General features: G+C 56.8%; 10 protein-coding genes. All 10 read right to left on the bottom strand.

The window, feature by feature from the left end:
* Positions 1 to 27 precede the first annotated feature (27 nt).
* A complete protein-coding gene (locus RBQ93_RS00505) occupies positions 28 to 1752 on the bottom strand; it encodes a carboxyl transferase domain-containing protein (RefSeq protein WP_320370040.1) in 1725 nt (574 codons plus the stop codon).
* 90 nt (positions 1753 to 1842) lie between these two features.
* Complete coding sequence (locus RBQ93_RS00500) at positions 1843 to 2409, bottom strand: XRE family transcriptional regulator (protein WP_320370039.1); 567 nt, start codon at positions 2407 to 2409, stop codon at positions 1843 to 1845.
* A gap of 147 nt (positions 2410 to 2556) precedes the next feature.
* The gene (locus tag RBQ93_RS00495) at positions 2557 to 3840 is read right to left on the bottom strand and encodes a (Fe-S)-binding protein (RefSeq protein WP_320370038.1); all 1284 of its coding nucleotides are present in this window, start codon (positions 3838 to 3840) and stop codon (positions 2557 to 2559) included.
* Positions 3841 to 4065: 225 nt separating this feature from the next.
* Positions 4066 to 5385 (bottom strand): methylenetetrahydrofolate--tRNA-(uracil(54)-C(5))-methyltransferase (FADH(2)-oxidizing) TrmFO, encoded by a 1320-nt coding sequence (trmFO, locus tag RBQ93_RS00490; RefSeq protein WP_320370037.1) that lies wholly within the window; start codon positions 5383 to 5385, stop codon positions 4066 to 4068.
* Positions 5382 to 7865 (bottom strand): DEAD/DEAH box helicase, encoded by a 2484-nt coding sequence (locus RBQ93_RS00485; protein ID WP_320370036.1) that lies wholly within the window; start codon positions 7863 to 7865, stop codon positions 5382 to 5384. The genes trmFO and RBQ93_RS00485 overlap by 4 nt, the downstream gene beginning before the upstream one ends.
* A 2-nt stretch (positions 7866 to 7867) precedes the next feature.
* Positions 7868 to 9520 carry a site-specific DNA-methyltransferase gene (locus RBQ93_RS00480; RefSeq protein ID WP_320370035.1) on the bottom strand — a complete coding sequence of 551 codons (1653 nt, stop codon included), beginning with the start codon at positions 9518 to 9520 and terminating at the stop codon, positions 7868 to 7870.
* Positions 9521 to 9607: 87 nt separating this feature from the next.
* Positions 9608 to 10159 (bottom strand): hypothetical protein, encoded by a 552-nt coding sequence (locus tag RBQ93_RS00475; protein ID WP_320370034.1) that lies wholly within the window; start codon positions 10157 to 10159, stop codon positions 9608 to 9610.
* The gene (locus RBQ93_RS00470; protein ID WP_320370033.1) at positions 10156 to 11526 is read right to left on the bottom strand and encodes an HD domain-containing protein; all 1371 of its coding nucleotides are present in this window, start codon (positions 11524 to 11526) and stop codon (positions 10156 to 10158) included. Before RBQ93_RS00470 ends, RBQ93_RS00475 begins: the two co-directional genes overlap by 4 nt.
* 71 nt (positions 11527 to 11597) lie before the next feature.
* Complete coding sequence (gene topA, locus RBQ93_RS00465) at positions 11598 to 13868, bottom strand: type I DNA topoisomerase (protein ID WP_320370032.1); 2271 nt, start codon at positions 13866 to 13868, stop codon at positions 11598 to 11600.
* A gap of 10 nt (positions 13869 to 13878) precedes the next feature.
* Positions 13879 to 14976 (bottom strand): DNA-processing protein DprA, encoded by a 1098-nt coding sequence (dprA, locus tag RBQ93_RS00460; protein ID WP_320370031.1) that lies wholly within the window; start codon positions 14974 to 14976, stop codon positions 13879 to 13881.
* Positions 14977 to 14989 lie beyond the last annotated feature (13 nt).

Below are 14989 nucleotides of genomic sequence, written 5' to 3'. Positions count from 1 at the left end.
TCTCCAATGTATAATAAGTATATAAAATTAATGGAATTCACGCTGGACAGCCTGCATCGGACCCGGCTTGTAGTGCCGCAGCAGGAAGTGCATATTCTCGCCCAGCACCTTGCGCAGGTCGGTGGGCATCACCAGCGATGAGATGGAACCCAGTGCCAGGCCTTCCTTGGGGTTCATCAGCTCTTTTTCATAGCGCAGGTTAAGAGCGGCCTCTTCGATCTTGAGCCAGTCGGCTGCATCCTTTTCCGCATCCACCTTGGCCTCGCCGGCGGCCATGCCGGCGGCCACCCTCTCCTGGGTACCGGACTTGATCCGCTCGGCTGCAGCGGCACGCACCTTGCGCAGTTCGTCCTTGTAGACAAACTCTTTACCGGCCGGCCCCATCACCGCCAGACGGGTGGTGGGCAGTGCCAGTACCAGGTCGGCGCCGGTGGGGTAGTTGTTGTAGGAGGCATAGGCCCCGCCGTAGGCGTTGCGGATGATCAGCAGGATCCGCGGGGTGCGGATATCGACGATCGAATCCAGCATGGCGCGACCGGCCTGCACGATGCCGCGGGACTCCTGCTCGCGGCCCGGCAGGAAGCCGGTGGTGTCTTCCATGAAGATCATCGGGATGTTGTAGATATTGCAGAAGCGGTTGAAGCGGGCGATCTTATAGGCTGAATCCACCGAGATCTGGCCGGAGGAGACCGCCGAGTTGTTGGCCACAAAGCCGACCACATGGCCGCCCAGACGGCCAAAGGCGGTGACCGCCTCGCGGGCCCGGTCGGGCTGGATCTCAAAGTAATCGCCATGGTCGCAGATCTGCTGGATCATGATCGAGACGTCGAACGGCGTATTAAAGCCGGTGGGCGAGTTGAAGGCCTTTTTCAGCAGGGTGTTGATCTCCCAGGTCTTGCGGTCCAGCGGGTCGCTGGTCTTCTGGAAGGGGGCCATCACGCTGTTGTTATCCGGCACATAGCCCAAAAGCTGAATGGCTGCCCGCAGGGCCCCCACCTCGTCCTCCACCGTCAGGTCGGCCACGCCGGAGGCGCCGTGCACCTTGGGTCCGCCCAGCTCTTCGGGGGTAACGTCCTCACCCAGCACTGACTTGACCACCCCCGGACCGGTCAGACCGAAGAAGGTGTCGTTGGGCTGAATCAGGAAACTGCCCTGACGGGGCAGATAGGAACCGCCGCCGGCGTTGAAGCCGAACATGCACATGATGGAGGGGACCACGCCGCTGATCTTGCGCAGGGCGGTGAAGGCCTCGGCATAGCCGTCCAGGCCGCCTACGCCGGCCGGCACAAAGGCGCCTGCCGAGTCATTCATGCCGATCACCGGGATACCTTTTTCACCGGCCATCTGGAAAAGCAGTGCCAACTTTCGGCCGTTGGTGGCGTCGATGGAACCGGCCCGCACCGTGAAATCGTGACCATACAGGGCCACATCGCGGCCGCCGATGTTCAGGATGCCGGTCACCAGTGAGGCGCCGTCCAGGTTCTTGCCCCAGTTCTGGAACAGGATGTTGGGCTCCTTCTCGGTCAGCACCTTGATCCGCTCCCAGACGGTCATCCGCTTCTTGAAGTGCTGCTTCTCGATCTGCTCGATCTTGACCGATTTGATCGGCCGTTCGATCAGATCGTGGCCTTCCTTCATGGCCTCTTCGTAGCCGCCCTTCTTGCCGGGAATCTCGCCGGGGATGGTGAAGTCAATGACCTTCTCCGGGGCAAAGGGGTTCTTCAGTGATGGTTGTATCGCTTTTTTAGACATCTGACGCCATCCTTCCAGTGTGGTGTAAGGTCCTGAATCTATGATGAGTAATGATCGTGTAACAGACAGAACAGCGAAAGGGACAGCCGGTCAGCGGGTTACCACTGCCAGCACCAACACCTCGTCGCCGTCACGGGAAAGCAGTCGATGCCGCAGGGCTGAATCGAAATAGACGCAGTCACCCTCACCCAGTTCGATCCGTTGGTCGTCCAGCAATAGCTCCGCATTGCCCTTCATCACGAACAGGAACTCCTCACCGTCGTGACTGTAGGTGTTCTCTTCGGGCGGCTTCTGGGACACCGTCAGCAGAAACGGCTCCATCTTCTTATTTTGTTTGCGATAGGCCAGCGACTCATAGGAATAGCCCTGGCTAGTGCCGGCCCGGGAGATGACGCGCGGCATCATCTTGCGCTCGTCGGCCCTGACGATCTCGTAGCGGCACTCTTCCTCATCTTCAGCAAAGAAGTGGCCGATCTTGACGTCAAAGAAGCGGGCGATCTTGGACAGGGTGGCAATGGGGGGGGAAACGTTGTTGTTTTCAATCTGGGAAATCAGGGCAGGCGAAAACCCGGTCTCCCGGGCAACTGCCTGAAGGGTCAGTTTCTTGGCGAGACGGAGCTTTTTGATTTTGACGCCGATGTTGTACTCGCTACTCATCTCACAGTCCGCCGAAAATAGAATCCCGTTTTGGTCCGGAGTTTGTATACGAACCGAGCTTCTATTGTCAATAAAATTGTTTTAACCGTAACAAATGAGTTTTAGCAATACTAGCGCATTTTTATTAAAAGTGAACGGGGCCGTTCATTATTCTCCCAACAGCTGCCGCGCCAGCAGTTCAACGGTGTGCACCACCTCAACAGTAGAACCGTGTTGCTTCAGACCATCATCCAGCTGCATCATGCAGCCGGGACAACCGGTGGCCACGGCATCGGCACCAGTGGCGATGATCGCCTCGCTCTTGACATCGTTGATGGTCATGGACGAGCCATAGTGATAGACGTTGAAGGTGCCGCCCAGACCGCAGCAGCGGTCGGCCCCTTCCATCTCCACCAGTTCCAGGCCTGGGGTGGCCCGGATCAGCTCACGGGGTTGGCTGGTCAGCTTACGGGTACGCAGATGGCAGGGGTCGTGGTAGGTGACGCTGCCGCTGGCACCGGCGCCGGTCTCGGCCGGTTGCAGCCCCAGCTGGTGCAGCAGCTGGGCTGCGTCCACCGTCTTCCTGGCCAGCCGCTCAAGGCGTTCCTTCAACCCGGGATTACGCTTGCCGATCACCAGGGGATACAGCCTGTGCAGGGCGCCGCCGCAGGTGGCACAGGCGCTCATCACGTAGTCGGCCTCGTAACGCTCCAGGGCCGCCAGATTCTGCTCGGCCAGCTGACGCACCGTATCCAGATCGCCGCCGGACATGCCGGGCAGGCCACAGCACTGCTGATCTTTCGGTATGATCACGGTGCAGCCCAGGTGCTGGAACAGTTTGATAGCGGCCACGCCAACCCGCGGATAGACGAAATTGGTCATACAGCCCACAAAAAAGACAATGCGGGGTTTGCCAGACTGCCCCTCAATCACCTCGGGGTAACGGTCCAGCAGAGGGGTTTTGGCAATGGCCGGGATGTAGCGCTTGCTGCCAACAAACGGCAGCGGGAAGCGTAACCGCAGTCCCGACGTCTCCGGCACCTTTTTAAAGAACAGCGGTCCCAGCAGGGCAGCGGCCTTGGCCCCCAGCTTCATGCGGGTCCGGCTCTGGATCACCTGGCCGACCGCCTTGTGGAAGGTGGTCAGGCCGCGTCGTTGGGCCAACGCCTCGCGGGCAGCGATCACGATCTCGTCGGTGGGCACCTCGTTGGGGCACTTTTCAACGCAGCTGCCACACAGCAGACATTTGGACATGGCCAGGTAGGTCTGGTCGTCCAGGTCGATATCGTCCTTAAGCAGGTGCTGGGCCAGGGCAATCTTGCCCCGGGCCACGGCCGGCTCCCGCTGAAAGGCGGTGAAGGCCGGGCAGTTGGCCCGACAGGCGCCGCACTTGACGCATTTTTTGAGTTGTTCTTCGACCCGCTGCAGGGGATCGGTGGTCTGTTCAGCCATATAAAGCCCCATTTATGATCAAGATTATGTCAGACGCTAAGGACAAGTGACATAGTAAACAAAGAACGTCAGCAAACACAAACCTTTTAACGCAAAGGTTGAAGGCGAGACGCAAAGGCGCAGAGACACCCAAAGACAACAAAAGGGGAAAAGCAAGACTTATAAGTGGATGCATCTCTCTTTTCAGGCTGTTAAAAGCTTCTCTCTGCGTCTCTGCGTCTTTCTTTAAACCTCTGCGTTAATAAGGCCTTTTTTCCAACCATCCAGCGCAACCAGGGCGCGCTCTGCCATCAGCGGCTTGCGATCCTTTTTCTTGATCCGTCCTTCCAGCGGCGGGAACAGGCCGTAGTTGACGTTCATCGGCTGGAACTGCTTGGGGTCGGCGTTGGTGATGTGGTGGACCAGCGCCCCCAGAGCGGTTCCCCGCGGCGGCAACAGCGGTTCACGCCCCTGGGCCAGGGCCACCACCGTCAGCCCGGCCAAAAACCCGGAGCCGGCCGATTCCACGTAGCCCTCCACCCCGGTGATCTGGCCGGCGAACAGGAAACGTGGATCACTCTTCAGCTGCTGCGCTTCAGACAGTAATGACGGTGCATTGATAAAGGTGTTGCGGTGCATGGCTCCCAGACGGACGAATTCGGCCTGTTCCAGACCCGGTATCATCCGCAACACCCGCCGCTGTTCCGGCCAGGTCATCTTGGTCTGGAAGCCCACCAGGTTGTAGAGGGTCTTCTCGCGATTCTCAGCCCGTAGCTGTACCACGGCCCACGGCTCTTCGCCGCTGACCGGCTCTGGAAGCCCCACCGGCTTCATCGGTCCGAAACGCAGGGTGTCGTCACCCAGCGCCGCCAATTCCTCGATCGGCATGCACCCATCGAAATGGACCAGCTTTTCAAAACTACGGGGTTCAACCTTTTCGGCCCCACGCAGGACCCCTAAAAAGGTGGCGTACTGGTGCTGATCCAGGGGGCAGTTCAGATAGTCGTCACCATCACCCTTGCCATAACGAGAGGCTGCGTAGATTTTGGACAGGTCAAGGGATTCGGCCGAGACGATCGGCGCAATGGCATCGTAAAAATAGAGCCGGTCGCCGGTCAGGCGCGAGAGCTGGTCAGCAAGAGTGTCACTGGTCAGGGGGCCAGAGGCGATCACCACCAGCCCTTCGGTTGGCAGATCAACCACCTCTTCCCTGATCAGTTCGATGTTGGGATGAGCGGCAATACGTTCGGTGATCCAGACTGAGAACTGCTCGCGGTCGACGGCCAGGGCACCGCCGGCCGGGACCCGGGTGGCGTCAGCCCCCTGCATGATCAAGGAGCCGCAGCGACGCAACTCTTCTTTGAGCAGGCCGACCGCATTGCTCAGATCGGCACCGCGCAGGGAGTTTGAGCAGACCAGCTCCGCCAGGCCCGGCAGTTGATGGGCCGGTGAATAACGCTGCGGCTTCATCTCGTACAGCCGCACCCGAATACCACGTTCAGCCGCTTGCCAGGCTGCCTCGCAGCCAGCCAGACCGGCACCAATGATGGTTACAATAGTAGTCACAGGCTGTCCCACTTAAGCCGGATCGTCTCGAAACGGCCATTCTCGAACAACCGGTTATCCTCTTCTCGAAGCATGATGAAGTCCTTCTTTACCTTATCGTAGCCCACCATGAACGCCTGGCCGTATTCCTTGTGGCGAGCCGAAGCCTTAGCCCGGTCATAATGCTGGATCTGAGGCCCTTTTATCTCCACAAGCGCAATACCGTTGCCGACTTTCCGGTCCTTAATTCCAATCACAAAGTCCGGGAAGAACCCTTTGCCGAGTGACCATCCGTACAACCCGACCGACGTCGGCTGCTGCGATGGATTTCTGTGCCACCAGAGGACATTTTCATCGATGTCCAACAGTTCTGCAAAACGGCGTTCATCAACATTCAGGTCCAGCGGGAACACCCCGTAGATATTCCTTTTGGCCGGATCAAGCCGTATCTCCGAGTATATCTCCTGGGGTTGTTCTACCTCTTCAGTAGCAAGCTGCGCAGCACGGCAGCGTTTAACTGCATCGGCAATCAGCTTAGGGTTCCGCACCAGCACCAAATCAAGCTGCTGAAGGAGGAGTTCGTCATCCTGCGGCGGCTCCATGCCCTGATTGATCAGGGAGTTTCTGAAACGCTGCTCCAGCAGGCGCGGAAAGCTGTAGTGATCAACATCGAACTGAAACACCAACTGCGAAGCCTTTTCAGCAATGGCCTCAACCGAAAGCGAGGCCCACTTTTCCTCATCGACGATTTCCGCATGCTCGAAAAGATCCTGCGTCCGCTGTACTACTTTTGCCCTAACACGGTCACGGTCGGCCAGTACAACGCTAAAGTCGATCTGTGCGGCGACCTGTTCTTCAAAATCGTCAGGTGCGGGGGGCATGACTTCCGTTATGAGTTGCCGCGGCATACCGTCACGCAACCGATACAAATATTCATGACGCGCGTCAGCGGCCAATGTTGCAGACAATAACGATTCCTGTCCACTGCACCCCTCACTATTATCGCCTGCATACCTTCGGGCAAGCGGAGCCCAGTCGATACGATCCAGCAACGATTCCTGCTTCCCCACTGGAGGCGGAGACAAGCGGAACTCTTCGGGCGATGGATGCTGTCCAGAGTTTTCTTCGGGGTTTGCAGGAAACAGCCGAAGCGGTTCCCCGTATCTGGCAAGCTGAACCTCCGGCCTGCCGGCAATGACTGTCACCACCGTCTGACTGCCAAGCTCGTTCAGTTGACTCGGCATCCGATTGATCAGGTCACCGGCGTTCATCAGCCCTTCCTGAGCCTCGCTGTTCGCCAAAAATACATAGCCGTATTCAAGTTCACGCGGCAGATCACGTTTAGCATGCAACAAACGGTGCCTGCGCATCAGACGGCCCACCACCTGCACCCCGAACGAGGCGTCACGAGCCCCGCGCAATGCCGCAAGAGTCCAGGCGCGGGGGGCGTCGAAGCCGAGCGCCACCGCCATCTTGAAAATAAGCACCTCGACAGTAGGATCGTTCGCCAGGGAAAGCAGATCCTTGTCCGGTTCCGTGGCGGTATGCACTCGCACTGCATCTTCAGAGAACCCGAGCGTTTCAACCAGATATTGACGGGCCATCTCAATATGCTGCCCGCCGTTCGGGACCTGCACCAACATCAGCGGTGTCAAGGAAACACCCTGGTCACACAGACTATCCTTAATCCGCCGGTGCATGGCACAGCACTCCCGCAGCGCGGTCCGCTCAAAATCCACCAGCTTGGCGTCGTCATCGTTGCGGGCAATGAAACGGGCCATCTTCACGCCATGCTTCAGGAGTCCCCACTTCACCCCATCATGGCGACAGATGGAGGCCCACTCGTCTTCATCCCCTACCTGGTAACTGGTCTCGCGTGCAAAGGCCTTTGCATCGCTGTCCTTGGGGGTAGCGGTCATCATCAGGGTATAGTCGGGCCGCAGTACCTCGGTAAAAAAACGCTTAGCCTCGGCCGCTTTCTTAAATCCATGGTGCGCTTCGTCCACCACACAGCCGATCCGGTAGCCGTCCTCACGTGCTGCAACGATCAGATCATCCACAGCCAACCCGGCATCACCCGATATGCGGGCCTTGCGCCCTTCCTTGTTGCTGGTTGCCACGCTCTGCCAGGTGGTTACGAACACCCCACCGGGCCGCAGACCGTCCAGACGGCGGTCGATCTCCAGATTCAGCATCGGCAGCGTAGGCGACTGGGCTTGGATCGTCCCCCTAGTCTGGTCGACAACCCCGCTAAACGGGGCAAACCAGAACCAGGCAACCCGTTCTTCATCGGAAAGGGTAGCCAGCAGACGGCATGCCAACAGGGTTTTACCGGAACCGGTAGGGGCCTGAAGCAACACAGCGCCGGAACGTTTGCGGACAACATCCACCTCTTCGAGATTCGCACCAAGCCGGTCGTACTGGTTTCGCACCTCGCGAAAACGTTCCGCAAGGGCATCGTGGGTTTCCTGCTGAAATGGCAACAATTCAAGAACCGGCATGCTTATGCTCCCGCGCTCCGAAGGGGTTGTTTGCGTTTCCCGAATCTTTCAGCCAGGGTCTGCGGAATTGGACGGATGGTGACACCCGGCAACAGTGTTGTCAGCCGTTCAACAGCCCACGAGTAGACAATCGTCTCACCCTCATGCCCGGCAAGTCTCTCCTTCAGACGCGTCATGGTTTCACCCCGTAGATTGCCCAGGTAAGCCAGCCCATGGCTACCGTCACAACTCCAGTTCAGCCCGTTCCCTGCATCGCCTGCCAGCGGGTGGTCGTGTAACATCTGCAGGGCACGCCAAACCTGGCCGTGATCAAGGCGCGTATCCAGGCGGTGACGCGGGTGAAGCCGAGTGGTCAGATAGGCGAACGAACCGCCTAGGCCGGGCACATTGTCTCGCTTTTTGTTGCGGTAGCCGGTCATCACCCGCCGCAGCCGCTCGGCGCAGACATCACGGCAAAGGTTTTTGTCAGGTTCGTCTTCGGTGGCCTCGCTGTTAGAAACCAAGATGAAGCGCCGCGGCGCCTTGTCCGGCTCTTCGGCGTTCAGCTTTTGCACCGCATGAGCCGTGGTGCCGGAACCAGCAAAGAAATCCAGTATCAGGTCGCCCGGCTTGGTGGCGATGCGCAAAATGCGCTCGATCAATCGTACCGGCTTTGGTGTGGTAAAGGCGGTCTGGGTTTCAAGGATATCCTGAATCTCCTTGCGGGCCTCGTCGGTATGGCCTACCTCTTCGTGGGGCCACCATGTCCAGGGAACAACGCCTTCAATATCTTTCAAATACTGAATCCGTGAAGGAATTGCATTACCATCCTTACCGAAATACATCCGCCCTTCTAACAGGAGCCGTTGATATTCTGATTCTATAACCTTCCAGCAAGAACCCTCTGGAGGAACATGCTTACGACCCGTGGTAGGAGAGACAATTTCGTACATTTGATTTGGCCGATAGCCTTGGGCTGAAAACGAAACCGATCTCCATAGACCTTTTGGATCTTTATTGGGGTTCTTGTAAACTTTTAGCTGCTTTGCATCGAGAGGTAATTTGTTCCGGACATCCTTGAATCGCTCCGCATTGGCGGCATACACCAGCAGGTATTCGTGGGCATCGCCGATGGTCTCCCGATTCTCCCGTGAATATCGTTTCTGCCAGATGCAGTTAGCCACAAAGTTCTTCTCCCCGAACACCCGGTTCATCAGCATCCCCAAGGGAAACAGCTCGTTGTCGTCGATGGAGACGAATATGGCTCCGTCCGGGTGGAGAAGATCACGGGCCAGCAGCAGGCGTCGGTACATGAACTCCAGCCAGACCGAGTGACGGAAGCGGTGGGTCTTGTCGAAAAAACGGTCATTGTAGACGAAATCCCGGTTGCCGGTATTGTAAGGGGGGTCAATGTAGATACATTTGACCTTGCCGGCGTGGGTCATCCGGAGATAGCGCAGGGCGTCGAAGTTATCACCTTCAATGATCAAGTCACGCCACGGTCCGTCACCGCAGGAGTGCGCACGATCCAAATCCAGCGCCACGAAATCGTCGTTGATATGCCTGTCCGGCTCAATCTCGTCCCGCTCCCACACAAGGCCGTAGGACGCCTCGCGCTCCCGGCGCTGAAGCAGAGCTATCAATTGCTCTTTTGTCAGATGATCGAAGGAGGGCATCAAAACTCTCGGTATTTTATGGACTGCATATAAAATAAGGGCGAAGATGTGTACTACCATCTTCGCCCCAGTTATAATCTGTCAAGACTAGGCGGCACGTAACATTGCAGACTCTTGCCATAACCTGTCAATCCGCTCTACCGCCTGTCGCGCTTCGTCCATCGGAACATGCGGCTTAAACTCATGAAGCCGAGTTGCACGAGCATTTACATCACCACCGCTTACGCCCTCTTTGGTCACATAAAGCGCCGTTGCCAAGCGCTCAAGAGCTTTAACGTCGTTATCACCCAGATTATCAGCAATAAAATTAATATGTTGCTCATACTTGGCAAGGGTCTTGGGCGAAAGATCTCTTACCTTCTGTGCCATTTCACCTGGCTTGAGTTTAGGACCATAAGGATACGGCTGCTTCTCTTGATCAAAAATCTTATCCGCACGCAGTGACGTTAGCTCATCACTGAGATCAAAAGAGAAAGGACCATGCTTGTAAAGGCAATAGTCAAGCTCAAGGGGGATCCCCAACAATTCTTGGAGCAGGTATGCTCCTTTCTGGATATGTGTTTCGCCACACCAACTTCCGTGGTCTCGTAGTTTTTCGGCCAATGTGACCAACATGGCAGCCCGCTGCAGTCTTTTCATATCTCTTCCTCCAAGCTTACTTCCAGCAAAGACTCTCTCTTCTTTGCCAACCATTTCTGAGCATTAGCCAGCTTTTCTTGCGCAACGTAAACGCTCTCAATCACCAAAATTGGCAGCTTGCTGCTGAGTATCTCTGACTCCTCATCAGACCAGACAATGCGGCCATCCCCTTTAAGAACTGGAAAGTGTGGAGATTCTGACGATTTCTGCCTATACACATCAATCTGAACTGAGTCAGGCCCAAATTCTTTGCACGCCGCTTCGTAAATAACTCTGGCCGCATCTGGATTGCGTCTTATATCATCCGGGTTACGTTGGTACAGCAAGCGCAAATGGTCACGCTGTACCAGCCGTTTTGCTGGTATGTGTCCAGCAGCAGATATATTTCTGGATGCTGCAAGAAATGCCGATGTTACTTCGTTATCGGTAATTTCAAGGTGATTTTCAACTGTGACGGGAAATCCGCCTTCCGGCAGCCATGCTTTCAGAAATTCTTTCAGGTGTATATCATAAATTCGCCGGACATGATGAAAGTAAAGTTGGGTATACATAAAATAGCGTGCCAACAGCAATGCTTCAGCAGAATGAATCCCACCTTCATCAATACCCAGCAACGTTACAGTCTCACAGTCCGTAAAGTCGCTACGTTGTTCCACATCAAGCAACTGAGCAGATTCACTCTTTTTAGGTAAAATTCGCAGCGTATCGATGAGACGATAATGATCAAACTTTCCGTATGCAACCCCGGCATGATAGGAATCACGAAGCAGGTAATCGATCCTGTCCACGCCAAATGAATCACCCGTAATTATTTCGGCAAGAATTGATTCCCACGGCGTATAGCTGATCTGTTCAAATTTAGAGAGTTCTTTTTCACCTACTGCTAGCTTAACAATGTCCTCAGCCTTCAAAGGCGGTGTCATAGCATCCCAAATTTTTCTCATCTCTGCGCTACGGATAATTTCCACCGTCAAGCGTTCATGATTCCAATCTGGTGGCAACAATTCTTTCTCTGCTGCATGAGAGAACGGCAGGTGTCCGAGATCATGACATAAAGCTGCCATTCTCAACGCTTTTCGCCAGTATCGCTTTTTGTCATCATTTTCAGGAATAATTTCCCTGACGTCTTTATGCAGATTACCTGCACTTGTTATGACATCATAAACTCGGCCTGCCAGTTCCATTACGCCGAGGCAATGCTCAAACCTCTTATGAGTTGCACCTGGATAAACAAGACTCGTCAGAGCTAATTGATGAACATGCCTAAGACGCTGAAATGGCCTAGAATTAAGAACATTTCGCTCATCTGAATCCATACGAATAAATACATGAATAGGATCACGCAGCTCGTGAAATTCTTTTGCCATGCTCCATCACCTTTGCCCAGTTACAATTTCCCAAACACGTTTACACGCTTAATACATAAAAGTAACCAACATCATGCCGAGGTCCAATCGCAACCCTCTTTCGGACACTTCAGGAATTCACCCTTCTTCTTGTAGACCTTCTTGACCACGAGCGGAAAGCCGCATTTCGGGCAGGGCTGTTGCACCGGCTGATCCCAGAGGGCGAACTTGCAGTCCGGGTAACGGTTGCAGGAGTAGAACAGTTTGCCGTAGCGGGACTTCTTCTCGGTCAGCTCACCCTGTTTGCACTCTGGGCAGGTGACGCCGGTCCCTTTCGGCTTGTTGAGCGGCTGGATATTCTTGCAGGCCGGGTAGCCGGAGCAGGCCAGGTATTTGCCATAACGACCATCCTTGATCAGCATCGGCAGACCGCACTTTTCACACTTTTCTTCAGAAACTTCCGGCTCAGCAGCCTCTGCTGTATCAGCCTCAAGATTGCGCGTGTATTTACAGCCTTCCTTGAAGCCGGTGCAGGCGATGAACTTACCCCGCTTGCCCAGCTTGATGGCCAACGGCTTGCCGCACTCCGGGCAGGCCTCGTCAATGGTCTCGGTGGTCAGGTCGTCCTTCTTGACCTCCGACTCCTTCTGCTTGAGCAGGGAGATAAACGGCTCCCAGAACTCTCGCAGCAGCGGCTTCCACTGTTTTTCGCCACGGGAGACCTGATCCAGTTCCTCTTCCAGGCCGGCGGTGAAGTTATAATCCACGTAGCGGGGAAAGTGGGCGGTCAGCAGATCGTTGACCACCATACCCACATCCTCGGGAAAGAAACGTTTCTTGTCGAGGCGGCAGTATTTGCGCTCCACCAGGGTGTTAAGGGTGCTGGCATAGGTTGAAGGTCGGCCGATACCGTATTCTTCAAGGGTCTTGACCAGAGTCGCTTCGGTGTAACGGGGCGGCGGCTGGGTAAAATGCTGCTCCGGCGTGATGTCCAGCAGCTTGAGCGGTTCACCCTCGTTAAGCGGCGGCAGGGTGCCTTCCTTTTCCTCGTCCTCGTCGTCCACCCCTTCGATATACAGCTTCATGAAGCCGGCAAAACGGATCACCGAGCCGCTGGCCCGCAGGGTTAGTTCACGCTGCTGGCTGGTGACGGCGATATCCACCGAGGTCTGATCCAAGAGCGCCTCGGCCATCTGACAGGCGATGGTCCGCTTCCAGATCAGCTCGTAGAGCTTGAACTGATCGGGCGGCAGGAACTTCTTGAGGGCTGCCGGTGTCTTGTCCAGATAGGTGGGCCGGATCGCCTCGTGGGCCTCCTGGGCGTTTTTGGATTTGTTCTTGTAGTGGCGGGGCTTGGCCAAGGCGTATTCAGGACCATAGGCCGCCGTGATCACCTCGTGGGCCTCTTTCAGTGCCTGACTGGAGAGGTTGACGCTGTCAGTACGCATGTAGGTGATCAGACCAACGGTCCCGTCGGCCCCCAGATCGATCCCTTCGTAGAGCCGCTGGGCGGTGGACATGGTCTTCTTGGCCGAGAAGCCAAGTTTGCGAGAGGCCTCTTGCTGCAGGGTGGAGGTGGTGAAGGGCGGCGCCGGGTTGCGCTTCATCTCCTTACGGGTAACCTGCGCCACCTGGGCCTGTCCCTGGGCGATCAGCTGTTTGAGTGATTCAGCAGCGGCGGCATCGGGGATATCAAACTTGCCCAGCTTCTTGCCATCCACCGCCACCAGTCCGGCCTTGACCGGCTGGCCGCCTGCCTTTTCCAGCTTGGCGCCAATGGTCCAGTATTCCTGGTCCACAAATGCCTTGATCTCCTTCTCTCGCTCACAGACCAGCCGCAACGCCACCGACTGTACCCGTCCGGCCGAGAGGCCGTAGCGGATCTTTTTCCAGAGAAAGGGCGAGAGGTTAAAACCGACCAGATAATCGAGGATCGCCCGGGCCTGCTGGGCATCCACCAGATCTACGGCAATCGCCCGGGGGTGCTTGACCGCATGAATAATCGCATCCTTGGTGATCTCATGGAACACCACCCGCTGAATCTCGATCTTCGGTTTCTTATCCAGCCCCAGGGCAGCCAGCAGGTGCCAGGAGATGGCCTCCCCCTCACGGTCGGGGTCGGTTGCCAGCAGCAGACGATCAGCATCTTTGAGGGCCTTCTTGATGGCGTCGATCTGCTTCTTGCTCTCCGGCAACACGTGGTATTTGGGCTCAAAGTCGTTGGCCACGTCGACCGAGCCCTGCTTGCTGGGCAGGGCGCGGACATGGCCAAAGGAGGCCAGCACCCGGTACTCGGGACCGAGGAACTTTTCAATGGTCTTGGCCTTGGCCGGCGATTCGACAATCACAAGATGCTGCGCCATAGGGGAATCCTTACGAAATAGAGTAATGAGAACCGGGCAGTTGCACCAGCAGCCCTTTGAGTTCAAGGCCCAGCACCATAGCCGAAACCTCTGCAGCCGTCAATTCAAGAGCCGTGGTGATATCGTCCAGTTGGCGTGGCCCCTGGGCCAACAGTTCGTAGACCTGCGCCTCACGGGGCGTCAACGGGCACAGCGGTGCCGTGGGGCCATGGCCCTGTCCAGCAGCTGCCAGGGTGGTCTCCAGACCCAGCGCAGCCAGAATATCACCCAGTGAATCCACCAGGACCGCCCCCTGCTTGATCAGGCCGTTGCTGCCCCGGCAGGAGGCAATGCTGATCGGACCGGGCACCGCCATCACGTCACGACCCTGGTCTAGAGCATAGCGGGCAGTGATCAGCGAACCGCTCTTATCGGCCGCCTCCACTACCAGCACACCGCGGCTGAGTCCACTGATGATCCGGTTGCGGCGAGGAAAGTGATCGGCCAACGGCTGGGTGCCCAGCGGAAATTCCGACAGCAGACAGCCGCTGGCGGCAATCCGCTCGGACAGTTCACGGTTCTCAGGAGGATAGGGACAATCAACACCACAGCCCAGCACTGCCACCGTGGCACCACCACCCATCAGAGCTCCCCGGTGGGCAGCGGTATCGATCCCCCGGGCCAGCCCGGAGACCACCAGCAGTCCGGCATTGGCCGCAGCAGCCGAAAGTTCTTCCGCCGCCTTCAGACCGTTGCGGGTGGCCCGGCGCGACCCCACCACCGCCAGGGCCGGGTCCCACACCGGCAGCTGACCACGCAGGTACAGCAGGGGTGGCGGCCCACCGATCTCGAACAGGCGCCGTGGGTAGTCGGCGTCCAGAAAAGTGAGCAAACGCACACCCGGTAGTTTGTCGAGCCTGCGCAGTTCAGCCTCGGCAAAACGTTGACCACCACCGCTCTGCAACGCCTCAATCACCGGCTCGGTCATACCACGTACCGCGACCAATGCAGCCCGCGAAGCAGCAAGCACCCGACCTGGCGTCTCAAACTGCTCCAGCAGGCGCCGGAACAGTACCGGACCGACCCCTTCCACCGCCGACAGCGCTATCCAATCCCGTTGATCGTCCACAAGACTCCAAAAA

This window comes from Trichlorobacter sp. (assembly GCF_034008105.1).
GTDB lineage: Bacteria > Desulfobacterota > Desulfuromonadia > Geobacterales > Pseudopelobacteraceae > Trichlorobacter.
The sequence above is the reverse complement of the archived record's forward strand: the minus strand, read 5'-3'. Positions and strand labels throughout refer to the sequence as shown.